9 protein-coding genes are annotated in these 16,203 nt (G+C 70.0%); 8 read left to right on the forward strand and 1 reads right to left on the reverse strand.

Annotated features, from left to right (window positions below):
• The first annotated feature begins 926 nt into the window (after nucleotides 1–926).
• From EJ913_RS13905 to EJ913_RS13930, 6 genes are all read left to right on the forward strand, one after another.
• Complete coding sequence (locus EJ913_RS13905; RefSeq protein WP_244939352.1) at nucleotides 927–4,901, forward strand: Pls/PosA family non-ribosomal peptide synthetase; 3,975 nt, start codon at nucleotides 927–929, stop codon at nucleotides 4,899–4,901.
• A 230-nt stretch (nucleotides 4,902–5,131) separates the two neighbouring features.
• Nucleotides 5,132–6,766 (forward strand): fumarate hydratase, encoded by a 1,635-nt coding sequence (locus EJ913_RS13910; RefSeq protein ID WP_126998826.1) that lies wholly within the window; start codon nucleotides 5,132–5,134, stop codon nucleotides 6,764–6,766.
• 154 nt (nucleotides 6,767–6,920) lie between these two features.
• Complete coding sequence (locus EJ913_RS13915; RefSeq protein ID WP_126998828.1) at nucleotides 6,921–7,601, forward strand: RluA family pseudouridine synthase; 681 nt, start codon at nucleotides 6,921–6,923, stop codon at nucleotides 7,599–7,601.
• 57 nt (nucleotides 7,602–7,658) lie between these two features.
• Complete coding sequence (locus tag EJ913_RS13920; protein ID WP_126998830.1) at nucleotides 7,659–9,122, forward strand: ATP-binding protein; 1,464 nt, start codon at nucleotides 7,659–7,661, stop codon at nucleotides 9,120–9,122.
• 27 nt (nucleotides 9,123–9,149) lie between these two features.
• Nucleotides 9,150–10,085, forward strand: a complete 936-nt coding sequence (gene yddG / locus EJ913_RS13925; RefSeq protein WP_126998832.1) for an aromatic amino acid exporter YddG — start codon at nucleotides 9,150–9,152, stop codon at nucleotides 10,083–10,085.
• A gap of 93 nt (nucleotides 10,086–10,178) precedes the next feature.
• Nucleotides 10,179–11,909, forward strand: a complete 1,731-nt coding sequence (locus EJ913_RS13930; protein WP_126998834.1) for an ABC transporter ATP-binding protein/permease — start codon at nucleotides 10,179–10,181, stop codon at nucleotides 11,907–11,909.
• Here EJ913_RS13930 and gcvA read toward each other — a convergent pair.
• Nucleotides 11,896–12,801, reverse strand: a complete 906-nt coding sequence (gene gcvA, locus EJ913_RS13935) for a transcriptional regulator GcvA (RefSeq protein WP_126998836.1) — start codon at nucleotides 12,799–12,801, stop codon at nucleotides 11,896–11,898. The two genes, EJ913_RS13930 and gcvA, sit on opposite strands and share 14 nt — an antisense overlap.
• Before the next feature lie 111 nt (nucleotides 12,802–12,912).
• Between gcvA and EJ913_RS13940 the strand changes: the two genes are divergently transcribed.
• Complete coding sequence (locus tag EJ913_RS13940; RefSeq protein ID WP_126998838.1) at nucleotides 12,913–14,571, forward strand: thiamine pyrophosphate-binding protein; 1,659 nt, start codon at nucleotides 12,913–12,915, stop codon at nucleotides 14,569–14,571.
• A 23-nt stretch (nucleotides 14,572–14,594) separates the two neighbouring features.
• Nucleotides 14,595–16,091: an L-piperidine-6-carboxylate dehydrogenase gene (gene amaB, locus EJ913_RS13945; RefSeq protein WP_126998840.1), complete on the forward strand. Its 1,497-nt coding sequence runs from the start codon at nucleotides 14,595–14,597 to the stop codon at nucleotides 16,089–16,091.
• Nucleotides 16,092–16,203: the final 112 nt, after the last annotated feature.

A 16,203-nucleotide genomic window follows, 5' to 3' on the forward strand; every position in this document is an offset into this window, starting at 1 on the left:
GCGTAAAACCTGTTACAGTTTGCTTGCTTCAACTTTGGATGCGAACAGACGTCCGCGTTTTGTGCCGATCCCATTCATGAACCGGAACCAAACGCTCAAACGGTGAAAACCTCACCGCCGCCTGCGCATCCCTTCTCACAACACGGTATAAACTTGTCAAACATCCCGCCACGATCAAACCGGCTGGCGTCCCGCTTCCTCCGTTAAGAGGTTCGGGCCGCAATGGCCGTCTTGTCTGGCTCCCCTTCGCTTCGTTGCCGGCCGTCCGTCTGGACCGCGTCGGCGTCGTTCGCGTCGGGAGGCGCTTTATAGGCGGGGAGCCACGACCTCGCAAGCGCTTTTTTCGTCCTCACCGCATTTTTTCGAGCGATCTTGTTCTCTCCGCCGCGTGACATCCATATAGGGGCGCTGCTCGCCCCCCTGCCCGACCAAATCCTGCCGCCAAGAAGGGCAAGATGCTGCGCCCGCAGGCATGGATGGACCAGCAAAAGCTTGACCGTGACAGCGCGGCGGATCATCAAGGAGTCCTTGGTCTCAGCCCCTTTGTGATCATTGACCGCAGTAACAATCTTGCATTGACCCGGTATTCATCGTGCTTTTGACGCCACCGCAGCAGCCCGATCGTTTCCGCAATGCCACGCAAGGGCGGTCCCGAGTACCACATCAACTCTTCGTTAACCAAAGAATCCTAGAACAGAGGGACGGCATCAAGCCGCTTTCAGCCGACCGCCGGGGCACCTTCTGATCGGGCCCACATGGCGCCACCGCGCTGATCCCAAAAGGAAGGCTGACACAGCGTGACACTGCTGAGCGAACGGGCATCCGCCCTGGATGAGGCCAAAACTTCCGCTCCTCTCCCCGCTTCCGGCCGCCCTCCCCTTCCGGGAGCGGCGCCGACCCTGGCCGGCCCGGTCGAGCCATCCTTCTTGTGCGACGAGCTTCTGCCGGACATTCCCGCTGCCACAGCGGCGCGCACGCCCGACCGCACCGCCATCCTGTTCGACGGCCGCCGCGTCACTTACGCCGAGCTGAACGCGCGCGCCAACCGCGTCGCGCGGGGGCTTCGCGCGCAGGGCATCGGGCGCGGCTGCTTCGTCGGCTTGTGGATGGCGCGGTCGCTCGACCTGCATGTGGCGCTGCTGGGCATCCTGAAGGCCGGCGCCGCCTATCTGCCCTTTGACGCCGACGCGCCGGCCGAGCGCGTCGCGGTCAGCCTCGCCGATTGCGCCGCCCCGGCGATCCTGGTCGATCTGGTGACCGGCTCGAAGGCCGCTGGGCTGGAGGGCGTGCAGACCCTGCGCATGGGCGACGTGCTGGCCGACGACGACAGCGCCCTCGACCTGCGCGCCGACGGCGTCACGCCGGACGATCCGGCCTACGCGATCTACACCTCCGGCTCGACGGGCAAGCCCAAGGGCATCGTCATCAGCCACCGCAACATTTGCCATTACCTGCGCGCGGCCAACAGCGTCTACGGCCTGACCGCCGACGACGTGGCGTTCCAGGGCGCGTCGGTGGCCTTCGACCTGTCGCTGGAGGAGATTTTCGTCCCTTATCTGGCCGGCGCGACCCTGTGGGTGGCGAGCCGCCAGGTTCTCGACGAGGCCGACCGTCTGGCCGACGTGCTGAACGAGGCCGGGGTCACGGTGCTCGACACCGTCCCCACCCTGCTGGCGATGCTGCCCAAGGACGTGCCGTCGTTGCGCGTGGTGATCCTCGGCGGCGAGGCCTGCCCGCCCGCCGTTGCGGCGCGCTGGTGCCGGCCCGGCCGCCGCCTGTTCAACAGCTACGGCCCGACCGAGGCGACCGTCGTCGCCACCATCGCCGAGGTGCGGCCGGACGCGCCCGTCACCATCGGCCGGCCGATCCCGAACTACACCTGTTATGTGGTCGACGATGCGCTGAGCCTCGTCCCCGCCGGAACACAGGGCGAACTGCTGATCGGCGGTCCGGGCGTCGCCCAGGGCTATCTGGGGCGGCCGGACCTGACGGCCGAGAAGTTCGTCGCCAACCCGTTCCGTGGCGGCGCCGCCGATCCCCTGCTGTACCGCTCGGGCGACGCGGTCAGCGTCGACGGCGACGGCAATCTGCTGTTCCACGGGCGCATCGACGATCAGGTGAAGATCCGCGGTTTCCGCCTGGAACTCGGCGAGATCGAAGCCAAGCTGACCGACATGCCGGACGTGGCGCAGGCGACCGTCGTGCTGCGCAACGACCATGGGCTGGACCGGCTGGTCGCCTTCCTGGTGGCGCGGCCCGGCGCTACGCTCGACGTCGCGGAGCTGCGGGCGGGGTTGCGCGCCCAGTTGCCGAGCTACATGGTCCCGGCGCATTACGAGCGGGTGGAGAGCCTGCCTCGCCTGACCTCCGGCAAGGCCGACCGCAAGACGCTCCAGAAGGCCGTCCTGACCGAGGAGACCGTCGTCTCAGAACAGGACGAGCCGCGCAGCGCGACGGAGGCCGCCCTGCTGGCCGCCGCCCGCCGCGTTTTCCCCGGCCAAGCGATCCCGTTCGAAGGCGATTTCTTCCTCGACCTCGGCGGGCATTCGCTGATCGCGGCGCGCTTCGTTTCGGCGGTGCGCGAGACCGCCGGGCTGGCCGGGCTGACGCTCCAGGACGTCTACGGCGCCCGCACCCTACGGGCGATGGCCGAGCGGCTGGAAGCCCGCAACCCGCGCGGACCGGGCGGCAGGACGGCGCCCCCCGCCGATCTGTCCTTCACCCCGCCGCCGCTGATGCGCCGTTTCCTGTGCGGACTGGCGCAGGCGGCCGTGCTGCCCTTCATCCTGGCGCTGATGACCGCGCAGTGGCTGGGCGTGTTCGTCAGCTACATGCTGCTGTCCGGCGAGGACGCGACGCTGCTGACGGAAGTCACCACGCTGCTGGGCGTCTACGTCGTCATCAACATCGTCACGCTGATCATCGCGGTCGCGGCGAAATGGCTGATCATCGGACGGACCAAGCCCGGCCGCTACCCGCTGTGGGGAACCTACTACTTCCGCTGGTGGCTGGTGCAGCGCTTCGTCAGCCTGATCCACCTGAAGTGGTTCCAGGGGTCGCCGGTGATGCGGGTGTTCCTGCGCGCGCTGGGCGCCAAGGTCGGCGACGCGGCGATCATCGGCGAGTTCGAGTCCGGCGCCATCGACCTCGTGTCCATCGGCCGGGGCGCCGCCATCGGCGGCAAGGTGAAGTTCGCCAACGCCGAGGTGGTCGGCAACGAGCTGATCATCGGCACCGTGGAGATCGGCGAGGACGGCTACATCGGCACCTCCTGCGTCATCGGGCACGACGCCGTGGTCGGGGCCGGCACCGAGCTGGCCGACCTGACCGCGCTGTCGGCGGGCACCCGCACCGGCACCTACGAGAAGTGGGACGGATCGCCGGCGCGCTGCGTCGGCACAGTGGACCGCGCCTCCCTGCCCGACGAGGCCGAGGCCGGACCGCTGCGCAAGGCGGTCCAGGCGTTGGTCTACGCCGTCGCGGTGCTGGCCCTGCCGCCCATCGCACTGATCCCGATCTTCCCCGCCTTCTATCTGTTCGACCGGCTCGACGCCATCATGGGCGGGGTGATCAAGGTCAACTACCTGTACTATGTGCCGGCCATCGCGTGGCCGACGGCGATGGCGATGGTCGGCGTCACCGTGTTCCTGATCGCCGGGGTGCGCTGGGCGCTGCTGCCGCGCGTGAAGGCCGGGACCTACTCGATCCACAGCTGGTTCTACGTGCGCAAATGGATCGTCGCGCTGTCGACCGAGGTGATGCTGGAAACGCTCAGCTCGCTCTACGCCACCGTCTACATGCGGGCGTGGTACCGGCTGATGGGCGCCAAGATCGGCCGTGACGCGGAGATCTCGACAAACCTCGCCGGGCGCTACGATCTGGTCGAGATCGGCGAGAAATGCTTCATCGCCGACGAGGTGGTGCTGGGCGACGAGGACATCCGGCGCGGCTGGATGGAGCTGAAGCCGGTGAAGACCGAGGCCCGCGTGTTCGTCGGCAACGACGCCGTGGTGCCGCCGGGCGCCATGATTCCGACCGGCTCGCTGATCGGCATCAAGTCCAAGCCGCCGGCCAACCACGAGATGCAGGCGGGCGAGACTTGGTTCGGCAGCCCGCCGATGAAGCTGCCGGTGCGCCAGAAGTTCGACAACGTCGGCGCCAACTGGACCTTCGAGCCGTCGCGCGGGCGCCGGCTGGGCCGGGCCGTGTTCGAGGCCTTCAGCCTGTCCATGCCGACGATGCTGTTCATCACCTTCGGCACGCTGGCGGTGGAGATGTTCTCCCCGGCGCTGCTGGAGAACCGCTACGGCGATTTCCTCTGGCAGTTCCTGGCGGTCAGCGTCGCCATCCCGGCCGCGATGGTGCTGATGGTGGTGCTGGTGAAATGGGCACTGATGGGGCGCTACGCCCCCACCACCAAGCCGATGTGGTCCTGGTGGGCCATGCGGACCGAGGCGGTCGCGGTGCTGTACTGGGGTCTGGCCGGCAAGGTGCTGCTCGACCATCTGCGCGGCACGCCGATGCTGCCCTGGGTGCTGCGGCTGTTCGGGACCAAGTTCGGCAAGGGCGTCTTCATGGACAGCACCGACATCACCGAGTTCGACTGCGTGTCGGTCGGCGATTACGCCTCGGTCAACGCGCTGTCGGCCTTGCAGACCCACCTCTACGAGGACCGGGTCATGAAGGTCGGCCGCGTCGCGGTCGGCACGGGGGTGACGGTCGGCGCCGGTGCCACGGTGCTCTACGACACCCACATCGGCGACTACGCCCGGCTGGGGCCGCTGACGCTGGTGATGAAGGGCGAGGATATCCCCGCCCACACCGAATGGGAGGGCGCCCCCGCCCAGCCGGCCGGCCGGCACGAGCCGGCGGAGGCGAAGGGCTTCAAGGCGGCGGCCTGACGCCGCTCCGCTCCTGGACGGACTTGGAAAGGGCCGCGCATTGTCGCGGCCCTTTTTGCGTTCCGGGATGCTCCCCCCTGGACGATGGTCCCGCCCTGCCCGTCCGCCGGTTGTTTCGGCGCCCCAGCGGTGTATAAGGGGGTCCGAGCGCGGCCCCGGCCCTTCGCGCATCCGGATCGTCGGTTGCGCGGGAGGCGCGGGCGACCCAGCGGATAATGAAGGAACGCCCCATGCCCGACGACCTCTCCTCAGCACGCGGAGCCACCGGCCTGTTTCCGCTCGCCAAGGACGACACGACCTACCGCAAGCTGACCTCCGACCATGTCTCCGTCGTCGAGTTCGACGGCGAGCCGATCCTGAAGGTCGAGCCGGAAGCCCTGCGTCTGTTGGCCGAGGCCGCCTTCGCCGACATCAACCATCTGCTGCGTCCGGGCCACCTCGCCCAGTTGGCGAAAATCCTGGAGGACGGGGAAGCCTCGGCGAACGACAAGTTCGTGGCGCTCGACCTGCTGAAGAACGCCAACATCGCCGCCGCAGGCACGCTGCCGATGTGCCAGGACACCGGCACCGCCATCATCATGGGCAAGAAGGGCCGCCGCGTCTGGACCAAGGGCGGCGACGAGACCGCGCTGTCCGAAGGCGCCCGCGACGCCTACCTGAAGCGCAACCTGCGCTACAGCCAGCTGGCGCCGATCTCCATGTACGAGGAGAAGAACACCCGCAACAACCTGCCCGCCCAGATCGACATCTATTCGGAGGGCGAGGACTATTACAAATTCCTGTTCATGGCCAAGGGCGGCGGCTCGGCCAACAAGACCTTCCTGCATCAGGCGACGCCCTCGGTTCTGGCGCCCGACCGGCTGCTGAAGTTCCTCGAGGACAAGATCCGCTACCTCGGCACGTCCGCCTGCCCGCCCTACCACCTCGCCATCGTCATCGGCGGGCTGTCGGCGGAGCAGAACCTGAAGACGGTGAAGCTGGCCTCGGCCCGCTACCTCGACAACCTGCCGACCGAGGGCGGCGAGGACGCGCACGCCTTCCGCGATCTGGCGATGGAGGCCGAAGTCCACAAGCTGACCCAGAACATGGGCATCGGCGCCCAGTTCGGCGGCAAGTACTTCTGCCACGACGTCCGCGTCATCCGCCTGCCGCGCCACGGCGCCTCGATGCCGATCGGCGTCGGCGTGTCCTGCTCGGCGGACCGTCAGGCGGTGGGCAAGATCACCAAGGACGGCATCTTCCTGGAGCAGCTTGAGACCGAGCCGGCCCAGTACCTGCCGGAGATCGGCGACGAGCATCTGTCGGACGACGTGGTCAGGATCGACCTGAACCAGCCGATGAGCGAGATCCGCAAGACGCTGAGCCAGTACCCGATCCGCACTCGCCTGTCGCTGACCGGCCCGCTGATCGTCGCCCGCGACCTCGCCCACGCCAAGCTGCGCGCGCGGCTCGACGCCGGGGAACCGCTGCCTGACTACTTCAAGAATCACCCGATCTACTACGCCGGCCCGGCCAAGACGCCGGAAGGCTACGCCTCGGGCTCGTTCGGCCCGACGACGGCCGGGCGCATGGACAGCTTCGTCGACCAGTTCCAGGCGGCGGGCGGCTCGATGGTCATGCTGGCCAAGGGCAACCGCAGCCCGGAGGTGACGGCGGCCTGCAAGCAGCATGGCGGCTTCTACCTGGGCTCCATCGGCGGCGCGGCGGCCCGGCTGGCGCAGGACTGCATCAAGAAGGTCGAGGTCGTCGAGTATCCCGAACTCGGCATGGAAGCCATCTGGCGCATCGAGGTCGAGGATTTCCCGGCCTTCATCATCGTCGACGACAAGGGCAACGACTTCTTCAAGGAGTTGAAGCTCGCCTGACGGCGGCTTGGACTTTCCGCCCCCTTGCCCCCACCCTAACCCTCCCCCGCTGGGCGGGGGAGGGAACTGCCGCTGAACATCGACAAAGCTCCTGTCCCCCTCCCCTGCCCAGCGGGGGAGGGCCGGGGTGGGGGCAAGCAGGAACCGACCCTTCGTGACACCCGCCCAAATCCAGGAGCGCGTCCTCTACCGGGACGGGCTGATGCTGATCATCGACAAGCCGGCGGGGTTGCCGGTCCACGCCGGCCCGGCCGGCGGCCCCAATCTGGAGCGCCATTTCGACGCCCTGCGCTTCGGCTTCCCCAAGCCGCCGTCGCTGGCCCACCGGTTGGACCGCGACACCTCAGGCTGCCTGATCCTGGGACGCCACGCCAAGGCGCTGCGCAAGATCGGCATCCTGTTCCAGGACGGCAAGGTCGACAAAACCTATTGGGCGGTCGTCGTCGGCTCGCCGCCGGCGGAATCCGGGCGGATCGAGCTGACGCTGTCCAAGGTCTCCAACAAGACCGGCGGCTGGCGCATCGTCGGCGGCAATCCCGACGGGCAGACCGCCGTCACCGACTACGTGGTGAAGGGCCGCGCCGACGGTCTGACCTGGCTGGAGCTGACGCCCCGCACCGGCCGCACCCACCAGATCCGTGTCCACTGCGCGTCCATCGGCTGCCCGCTGCTGGGCGACCCGCAATACGGCGGGCCGGAGGGGGCGCTGCACCTGCACTCCCGCGCCATCTCCCTGCCGCTCTACCCCAAGCGCGAGGCCGTGGGCGCCGTCGCCCCCATTCCGGCGCACATGCGGGCGGCGCTGGGGGCTTGCGGCTTTACGGAGGCTTCATAGCTTCGGGTTTAGGCTCGGGTCTTCGCTGCGTTGCGGCATGAGGGGCGAGGATTGCGCATGATCCCCATCGGCACGACCACCGCCCGCTGGATGACGCTGCGCTACGGCATTGCGCTGGCGCTGATCGCCTTGGGCACGCTGGCCGGTTTCGTGATGACCGAGCGGGTGATGGGCCAGCACGAGCGCATGCTGGAGGTCGTCAACGTCTCCGGCCGCCAGCGCATGCTGTCCCAGCGCACCGCCCTGCTGGTCGAGCAGCTCAAGCATGATTCCGACCCGGCCTCCCGCGCCGATCTGGCCCGGCGTCTGGCCGAGGCCACCGATATGTTCGAGGCCGCCCATCGGCGCCTGAACGGCCGTGCCGGCCCGGAGGACGGCCCGGTCCTGGGACCGCCACCCCGCAACCTGTTCTCCGGCGGCCCCGACCCGCTTGACGCGCTGGTGGCGCGCCATGTCGCCGCGCTGCGCGCCGTCATCGCCGCCGCGCCCGCCGGCTTGCCATCCGGCATGGCCGAGGCCGATTACGTAACCAGCCAAGCGCTGGGACCGCTGCTCGACCGGCTGGAAACAATGGTGGCGCTCTACCAGCAGGAGGGCGAGGCCGGCTTCCATTCCCTGCACCGGATGGGGCTGGCGGCGCTGATCCTGACGCTGCTGACGCTGGTGGCCGAGGCGCTGGTGATCTTCCGCCCGATGACCCGCCACGTGCGCGACCAGTTCACCGAGATCGCCCGCATGACCGAGGCCATCGAGCGGGCCAACGCCACGCTGGAGCAGCAGGTCCGCGAGCGCACCGCCGAACTCCACGCCGCCAAGACCGCCGCCGAGCAGGCGCACCGCGCCAAGTCGCGCTTCCTCGCCCACGCCAGCCACGACCTGCACCAGCCCTTGCAGGCCATCGGCATGTTCACCGGCATGCTGGAGCGCCAGAGCCAGACCGCCAAGGCGGCGGCGCTGCTGACCGACCTGAAGGCGGCGCAACGGTCGATGCGCGACCTGCTCAACGCGATCCTGGAGATCTCCAAGCTGGAATCCGGCGTGGTGTCGCCCAAGCCGGCGGATCTGGCGCTCTCACCGCTGCTCGACCAGTTGGAGGCCGAGTTCGCCGGTCTGGCCGAGGCCAAGGGGCTGCGCCTGCGCGCCGTGCCGACCGGGGTGACGGTGCGCAGCGACCCGGCCCTGCTGGAGCGGATCGTCCGCAACCTGATCGCTAACGCCATCCGCTACACCGAGGAGGGCGGCGTGCTGGTCGGCTGCCGGCGACGCGGCGGGCGGCTGTGGATCGAGGTCTACGACACCGGGCGCGGCATCGCCGAGACCGACCGCCGCCGCATCTTCGAGGAGTTCGTGCAGCTCGACCGCCCCGACCGCGACCGCAGCGAGGGCATCGGGTTGGGGCTGGCCATCGTCGAGCGTCTGGCCCGGCTGCTCGGCCACCCGGTGGCGGTGCGCTCGGTCGAGGGCAAGGGGACCGTCTTCTCCGTCTGCGTGCCGGAGGCGGAGGCGGCAACGGTTGCGTAGACCGGACGGCTCCGCTATCCCACCGGCATGACCAGCACCACCGACACGCTCGCCCCCGCCCCGTCCGCCTCCGCGCCTTCCGCCTCCGAGGTGCGGCGCGCCACCGGGATCGCCGCCATCGCCATCCCGCTCTGGGCGGCCTCGTCCCTGTTGACCTCGCTGCTCGGCGGCATCCCGCCCTTCCAGCTCGTCGCCTCGACCTTCACGCTGGCCTTCCTGACCGGAACGCTGGCCGGGCTGGCACGAGGACGCGACGTGATCGGCCCGCTGCGGCAACCCTGGCCGGTCTGGCTGGTCGGGGTGGTCGGGCTGTTCGGCTATCACTTCTTCTACTTCCTCGCCTTCGGCATCGCGGACGGCGCGACGGTCGAGGTCAACCTGCTGAACTACCTGTGGCCGCTGTTCATCGTGCTGTTCTCCACGCTGCTGCCGGGGGAGCGGCTGAAGCCGGGCCATGTGCTGGGTGCGCTGTGCGGGCTGGCCGGGACGGCGCTGATCATCACCGGACGCGGCGAGGGCGTATCGCTGACGGCGAACCATCTGCCGGCCTACGCGGCGGTGGTGACGGCGGCGGTCATCTGGGGCGCCTATTCGGTGCTGTCGCGCCGCTTCGGCAGCGTCCCGACCGAGGCGGTGGGCGGCTTCTGCCTCGTCACCGCGCTGCTGGCGCTGCTCTGCCACCTCGCCTTCGAGACGACGGTGATGCCCTACGGCATCGCGTGGCCGGCGCTAATGGCGCTGGGGATCGGGCCGTTCGGGCTGTCCTTCTTCCTGTGGGATCACGGCATGAAGCGCGGCGACATCCGCGCGCTGGGCGTGATGTCCTACGCGGTGCCGCCGGCCTCGACGCTGCTGCTGATCCTGTTCGGGCAGGCGACCGGCGGCTGGACGGTGTGGACCGCCTGCGCCCTGATCGCCGGCGGCGCGCTGCTGGCGAGCTGGGACCTCATCCGCGGCAAATGACGCCGAATTCACGGGGCGCCTTCGGCAAAGGGTGGTAATCGGCAGGGACCGTTCCGCCCAGCCACCTTCCACTCTGCCGCCGAGTGCCCGCCCATGGCCAGCCGCCTCTCCGCCGCCAGCGCCTTCCTGAAGAACGTGTGGAGCATCGCCCGCCCCTACTGGTCGTCCGAGGAGCGCTGGGCCGCGCGCGGCCTGCTGGGGTCCATCGTCGGGCTGAACCTCGCCGCCGTCTTCATGGAGGTGTGGTTCACCCAGATCAACGCGACGATCTACAACGCGCTGGAGGACAAGGACGAGACCGGTTTCCTCCACGCCCTGCTGCTGTTCGGCGGGGTGGCGCTGGTGTTCATCGCGGTGGAGGTCTACCGGCTCTACCTGAACCAGATGTTGCAGATCCGCTGGCGCCGCTGGCTGACCGAGCGGTATCTCGGCGACTGGCTGGAGAACCAGACCTATTACCGGCTGGCCTTCGCCGCCACCGGCACCGACAACCCCGACCAGCGCATCGCCGAGGATCTGCGGGGCTTCGTGCAGCTGACGCTCAGCCTGTCGCTGGGCTTTCTGACCAACATCGTCTCGCTGGTGTCCTTCCTGGTCATCCTGTGGGGCCTGTCGGGCTCGGTCACCCTGTTCGGCTTCGAGATCCCCGGCTACATGGTGTGGGTGGCGCTGGTCTACGCCATCGCCGGCACCTGGATCACCCACAGGATCGGCAAGCCGTTGGCCGCGCTCAGCTTCGACCAGCAGAAATACGAGGCCGACTTCCGCTTCGCGCTCGTCCGCCTGCGCGAGAACGCCGAGAGCGTCGCCCTGCAAGGCGGCGAGGCGCAGGAGGCGCGCGGCTTCGCCGACCGCTTCGGCCGCGTCGTGTCGAACTGGTGGGCGCTGATGCGCACGCAGAAGCGCCTGCTGTGGTTCACTGCCGGCTATGGGCAGGTCGCCGTCATCTTCCCGCTGTTGGTCGCGGCGCCGCGCTATTTCGGCGGCGCCATCCCGTTGGGCGGGCTGATGCAGACCTCGCAGGCCTTCGGGCAGGTCCAGGGAGCGTTGTCCTGGTTCATCGACGCCTACGTCAACCTCGCCGACTGGCACGCCACCACCATGCGCCTCGTCGGCTTCCGCGACGCGGTCGAGACGGTGCGCGCCGCCGGCCGCGACCACGCCGGGGTGGAACGCGCCACCGGAACCGATGCGGCGCTGCACCTCGACGGGTTGGCGCTGGCCACCCCCGGCGGCGCGCCGTTGCTGCGCGCCGACCTGACCGTCGCCCCCGGCGAACGCGTGCTGATCACCGGCCCGTCGGGATCGGGCAAGAGCACGCTGCTGCGCGCCGTTGCCGGCATCTGGCCCTTCGGCCAGGGGCGGGTGCGGCTGCCGGCCCAAGCCTCCTCCATGGTGCTGCCGCAGAAGCCCTACATGCCCATCGGCACGCTCCGCGCCGCCGTCGCCTACCCCGCCCCGCCCGACGCCTTCGACGCCGAGACGGTGCGCGCGGTGCTCGACGCGGTCGGCATGGCCCCCTTCGCCGACCGGCTGGAGGAGCAGGACCATTGGGGGCAGCGCCTGTCCGGCGGCGAGCAGCAGCGCGTCGCCATCGCCCGCGCCCTGCTGCACAAGCCGGCTTGGCTCTATCTGGACGAGGCGACCTCGGCCTGCGACCCGGCGACGGAGGAACGGCTCTACGGCCTGCTGCGTGAGCGGCTTCCCGCCACCACGCTGGTCAGCGTCGGACACCGCGCCAGCCTGAACGCCCACCACGACCGTCGCCTGACCTTGCGCCCGGCGGACGGCGACGGGATCGGCGAACTGGTCACGGCGGGCTGACCGCCTCCCGCGCCGCGTCCAGCAGCCAGAGGCGGAAGGCGGCGAGCGGCGGGTGGTTGGCCTTGTTGCGGGGATGCACGAGGTAGTAGGCCCGCGCGCTGCGGTGCGGCCGGTCGATCGCGGGAACCAACACGCCTTCCGCCAGTTCGCCGCGCACCAGCAGGGTGGGCAGCAGCGCCACGCCCAGCCCCGCCTCGGCCGCCTGGGCGGTGGTGGCGAACTGCTCGAAGAACATGCCGGCCCCGGTGCGCGGCGCCAGCCCCTGGGCCTCGAACCACTCCCCCCAGGCATCGGGCCGGGTGCTGGTGTGCAGCAGCGGCAGGGCGATCAGGTCGGCCGGCCCGGCGACCGGGTGCGCCGCCAGGAAGGACGGCGCGCAGACCGGCAGCACCTCCTCGTCCAGCAGATGGTCGCAGACGGCGTCGGGCCAGTCGCCCAACCCGTAATGGATGGCCGCGTCGAGATCGTGGGTGCGGAAATCGAAGGGCGCCAGCTTGGTGGTGAAGTGCAGGACCACGTGCGGGTGCGCCTCCTGGAAGGCCGGAAGCCGTGGCACCAGCCAGCGCGTGCCGAAGGTCGGCAGGATGGCGAGGTTCAGCACGCCCCCCTTGGGCGCCGCGATGGTTCGCACCGTCGCCGCCGAGATCTGGCGCAACGCGTCGCGGATCGGCTCGGCGTAGAGCGCCCCCGTGGGGGTCAGGGTGACGCGTTGCCCCTTGCGGGTGAACAGCGGCGTGCCGATCTGGTCCTCAAGGGCCTTGATCTGGCGGCTGACGGCGCCCTGGGTCAGCGACAGCTCGTTCGCCGCCGTCGTGAAACTGCCGGTGCGCGCCGCCGCCTCGAAGGCGGTCAGCGCGCTCATCGAGGGAAGAAGACGGCGCTGCAAATCCATCCCAGGTCATTACCACAGCTCATGACCTGCGGAAAGAAAGTCGGTTGCGGGACGCCGCGCGGCGAGGCACCGTCAACCGTCACGAAGTGGGACAGGCGGAGCGAGGATTCGATGAAGACCGGTGGCCAGTTGATCGTCGAGGCGCTGGAGGCGCAGGGCGTGCGTCGGGTGTTCGGCGTGCCGGGCGAGAGCTACCTCGCGGTGCTGGACGCGCTGCACGACAGCCCCATCGAGATGGTCGTCTGCCGTCACGAGGGCGGCGCCGCCATGATGGCCGAGGCGCAGGCCAAGCTGACCGGCCGCCCCGGCGTCTGCCTCGTCACCCGCGGTCCCGGCGCCACCAACGCCGCGTCCGGCATCCACGTCGCCCAGCAGGACGAGACTCCTCTGATCGTGCTGGTCGGCCAGATCGAGCGCGGCATGCGCGGCCGCGACGCCTTCCAGGAGGTCGATTACGGCAAGCTGTTCGGCGGCATGGCGAAATGGGTCGCCGAGATCGACAGCGCCGACCGCGTGCCGGAGATGATCTCGCGCGCCTTCCACACCGCCATGGCGGGCCGCCCCGGCCCCGTGGTGCTGGCCCTGCCCGAGGACACGCTGACCGAGGTCGCCGACGCCGTCGCCGCGCCGCGCGCCGAAGCGGTGGAAAGCGCCCCGACCCCGTCGCAGATCGCCGAGTTCGGCCGGCTGCTGGCCAAGGCGGAGCGCCCGCTGCTGGTCGTCGGCGGCTCGCGCTGGACCGAGGAGTCGGTGGCGGCGCTCCAGGGCTTCGCCGAGCGCTTCTCGCTGCCGGTCGCGGTCACCTTCCGCCGCCAGATGCTGTTCGACCACGCCCACCCGCTCTACGCCGGGGACGTCGGGCTGGGCATCAACCCGAAGCTCTCGGCCCTGGTGGCGGACAGCGACCTGCTGATCCTGCTGGGCGACCGCTTCTCCGAGGTGCCGTCGCAGAGCTACACGCTTCTCGGCATCCCCGATCCGGGCAAGGCCGTGGTCCACGTCCACCCCGGCGCCGAGGAGATCGGCCGCGTCCACCGCCCGGCGCTGGGCGTCGTCGCGACGCCGGGCGCCTTCCTCGAGGCGGTGTCGGGCCTCGCCGTTCCGCCCTCCCCCGGCTGGGCCGCCCGCGCCGAGGCGGCGCACGCCGCCTACGAGGCCTGGAGCACCCCGCCCAAGAGCATCCCCGGCGACGTGCAGATGGGCGACGTGATGGCGTGGCTGAACGAGCGGCTGGCCGACGACGCGGTCTTCACCAACGGCGCCGGCAACTACGCGACCTGGATCCACCGTTTCCGCCGCTTCCGCCGCTTCGGCACCCAGGCCGCGCCGGTCTGCGGCTCGATGGGCTACGGTCTGCCCGCCGCCGTCGCCGCCAAGCTGGAACACCCCGAGCGCGACGTGCTGTGCTTCGCCGGCGACGGCTGCTTCCAGATGACCGGGCTGGAGTTCGGCACCGCCGTGCAGGAGGGCGCCGCCGTGCTGGTGCTGGTCATCGACAACGGCATGTACGGCACCATCCGCATGCACCAGGAGCGCGAGTATCCCGGCCGCGTGTCCGGCACGCAGCTGCGCAACCCCGATTTCGCCGCCTTCGCCCGCAGCTACGGCGGGCATGGCGAGACGGTGGAGCGCACCGAGGAGTTCGCCCCGGCCTTCGAGCGCGCCCGCGCGTCCGGCCTGCCCGCCATCATCCACGTGAAGCTCGATCCCGAGGCCCTGACGCCGACCCGGACCCTGTCCGAGATCCGCGCCGCCGGCGCCTCGCGCTAAGTTTGTCAGAAGGAACCATCCCGGTGCAGCACAGCGACATTCTTTCCCGTTTCGGCCTTACCTCCTCGACCGGCGCCGGTCTCACCGCGCGGTCGCCGGTGGACGGGTCCACGCTCGCCACCGTCGCCGAGACCGACGCGGCCCTGGTGCCGGACATCGTCGCCAACGCCGCCCGCGCCTTCGAGGCGTGGCGCAGCGTCCCGGCCCCGCGCCGGGGCGAGCTGGTCCGCCTGCTCGGCGAGGAGCTGCGCGCCGCCAAGGAGGATCTCGGCCGTCTGGTGTCGCTGGAAGCCGGCAAGATCTATCAGGAGGGCCTCGGCGAGGTCCAGGAGATGATCGACATCTGCGACTTCGCGGTCGGCCTCTCCCGCCAGCTCTACGGCCTGACCATCGCGTCGGAGCGGCCGGGCCACGCGATGCGCGAGACTTGGCACCCGATGGGTCCGTGCCTCGTCATCTCGGCCTTCAACTTCCCGGTCGCGGTGTGGTCGTGGAACGCGGCGCTGGCGCTGGTCTGCGGCGATCCGGTGATCTGGAAGCCGTCGGAAAAGACCCCGCTGACCGCCGCCGCCTGTCAGGTGATCTTCGAGCGCGCCGCCGCCCGCTTCGGCGACGCGCCGGCCAACCTGTCCCAGGTCGTCCAGGGCAGCCGCGCCGTCGGCGAGGCGCTGGTGGCGCATCCGGGCCTGCCGCTGGTCTCGGCCACCGGTTCGACCCGCATGGGCCGCGAGGTCGCCAAGTCGGTCGCCGACCGCTTCGGCCGCACCATCCTGGAGCTGGGCGGCAACAACGCGATGATCGTCGCGCCGTCGGCCGACCTCGACATGGCGCTGCGGGCGATCCTGTTCTCCGCCGTCGGCACCTGCGGGCAGCGCTGCACCACGCTGCGCCGGCTGATCGTCCACAAGGATGTGGCCGGCAAGCTGCTGCCGCGCCTGAAGTCGGCCTACGCCTCGGTCGCCATCGGCAACCCGCTCGACGACGGCATCCTGATGGGGCCGCTGGTCGACGCCGACGCCTTCAAGGCGATGCAGTCGGCGCTTGAGAAAGCCAAGGCCGAGGGCGGCTCCGTCACCGGCGGCGCGCGCACGCTGACCGACCGCTTCGCCGACGCCTTCTACGTCACCCCGGCCATCGTCGAGATGCCCGGCCAGACCGAGGTGGTCCGGCACGAGACCTTCGCGCCGATCCTCTACGTGATGACCTACGAGACGCTGGACGAGGCCATCGCGCTGCAGAACGCCGTCCCGCAGGGCCTGTCCTCCTGCATCTTCTCGACCGACCTGCGCGAGACGGAGCGGTTCCTGTCGGCGTCGGGTTCGGACTGCGGCATCGCCAACGTCAACATCGGGCCGAGCGGGGCCGAGATCGGCGGCGCCTTCGGCGGCGAGAAGGACACCGGCGGCGGCCGCGAATCCGGCTCCGACGCCTGGAAGGCCTACATGCGCCGGCAGACCGCGACGGTGAACTACTCCTCCGCGCTGCCGCTGGCCCAGGGCATCAAGTTCGACGTGGGCTGATTCTCGCCCACGGGCGCCAACTTAGCCCTCTCCCCCCGGGGAGAGGGTTGGGTGAGGGGGAAGCGCCACGACCGGTTGACGGAAAAGTCATGGACGTGATTCTTTTCCGGCC

Source organism: Azospirillum doebereinerae, assembly GCF_003989665.1.
Lineage (GTDB): Bacteria > Pseudomonadota > Alphaproteobacteria > Azospirillales > Azospirillaceae > Azospirillum > Azospirillum doebereinerae.

What these genes read in the sequence shown, in the direction of transcription:
- EJ913_RS13920 (WP_126998830.1), top strand. Translation starts at nt 7,659, where the DNA reads ATGATCCCCATCGGCACGACCACCGCCCGCTGGATGACGCTGCGCTAC.
- EJ913_RS13930 (WP_126998834.1), top strand. Translation starts at nt 10,179, where the DNA reads ATGGCCAGCCGCCTCTCCGCCGCCAGCGCCTTCCTGAAGAACGTGTGG.
- gcvA (WP_126998836.1), bottom strand. Translation starts at nt 12,801, where the DNA reads ATGGATTTGCAGCGCCGTCTTCTTCCCTCGATGAGCGCGCTGACCGCC.
- EJ913_RS13940 (WP_126998838.1), top strand. Translation starts at nt 12,913, where the DNA reads ATGAAGACCGGTGGCCAGTTGATCGTCGAGGCGCTGGAGGCGCAGGGC.
- EJ913_RS13910 (WP_126998826.1), top strand. Translation starts at nt 5,132, where the DNA reads ATGCCCGACGACCTCTCCTCAGCACGCGGAGCCACCGGCCTGTTTCCG.
- yddG (WP_126998832.1), top strand. Translation starts at nt 9,150, where the DNA reads ATGACCAGCACCACCGACACGCTCGCCCCCGCCCCGTCCGCCTCCGCG.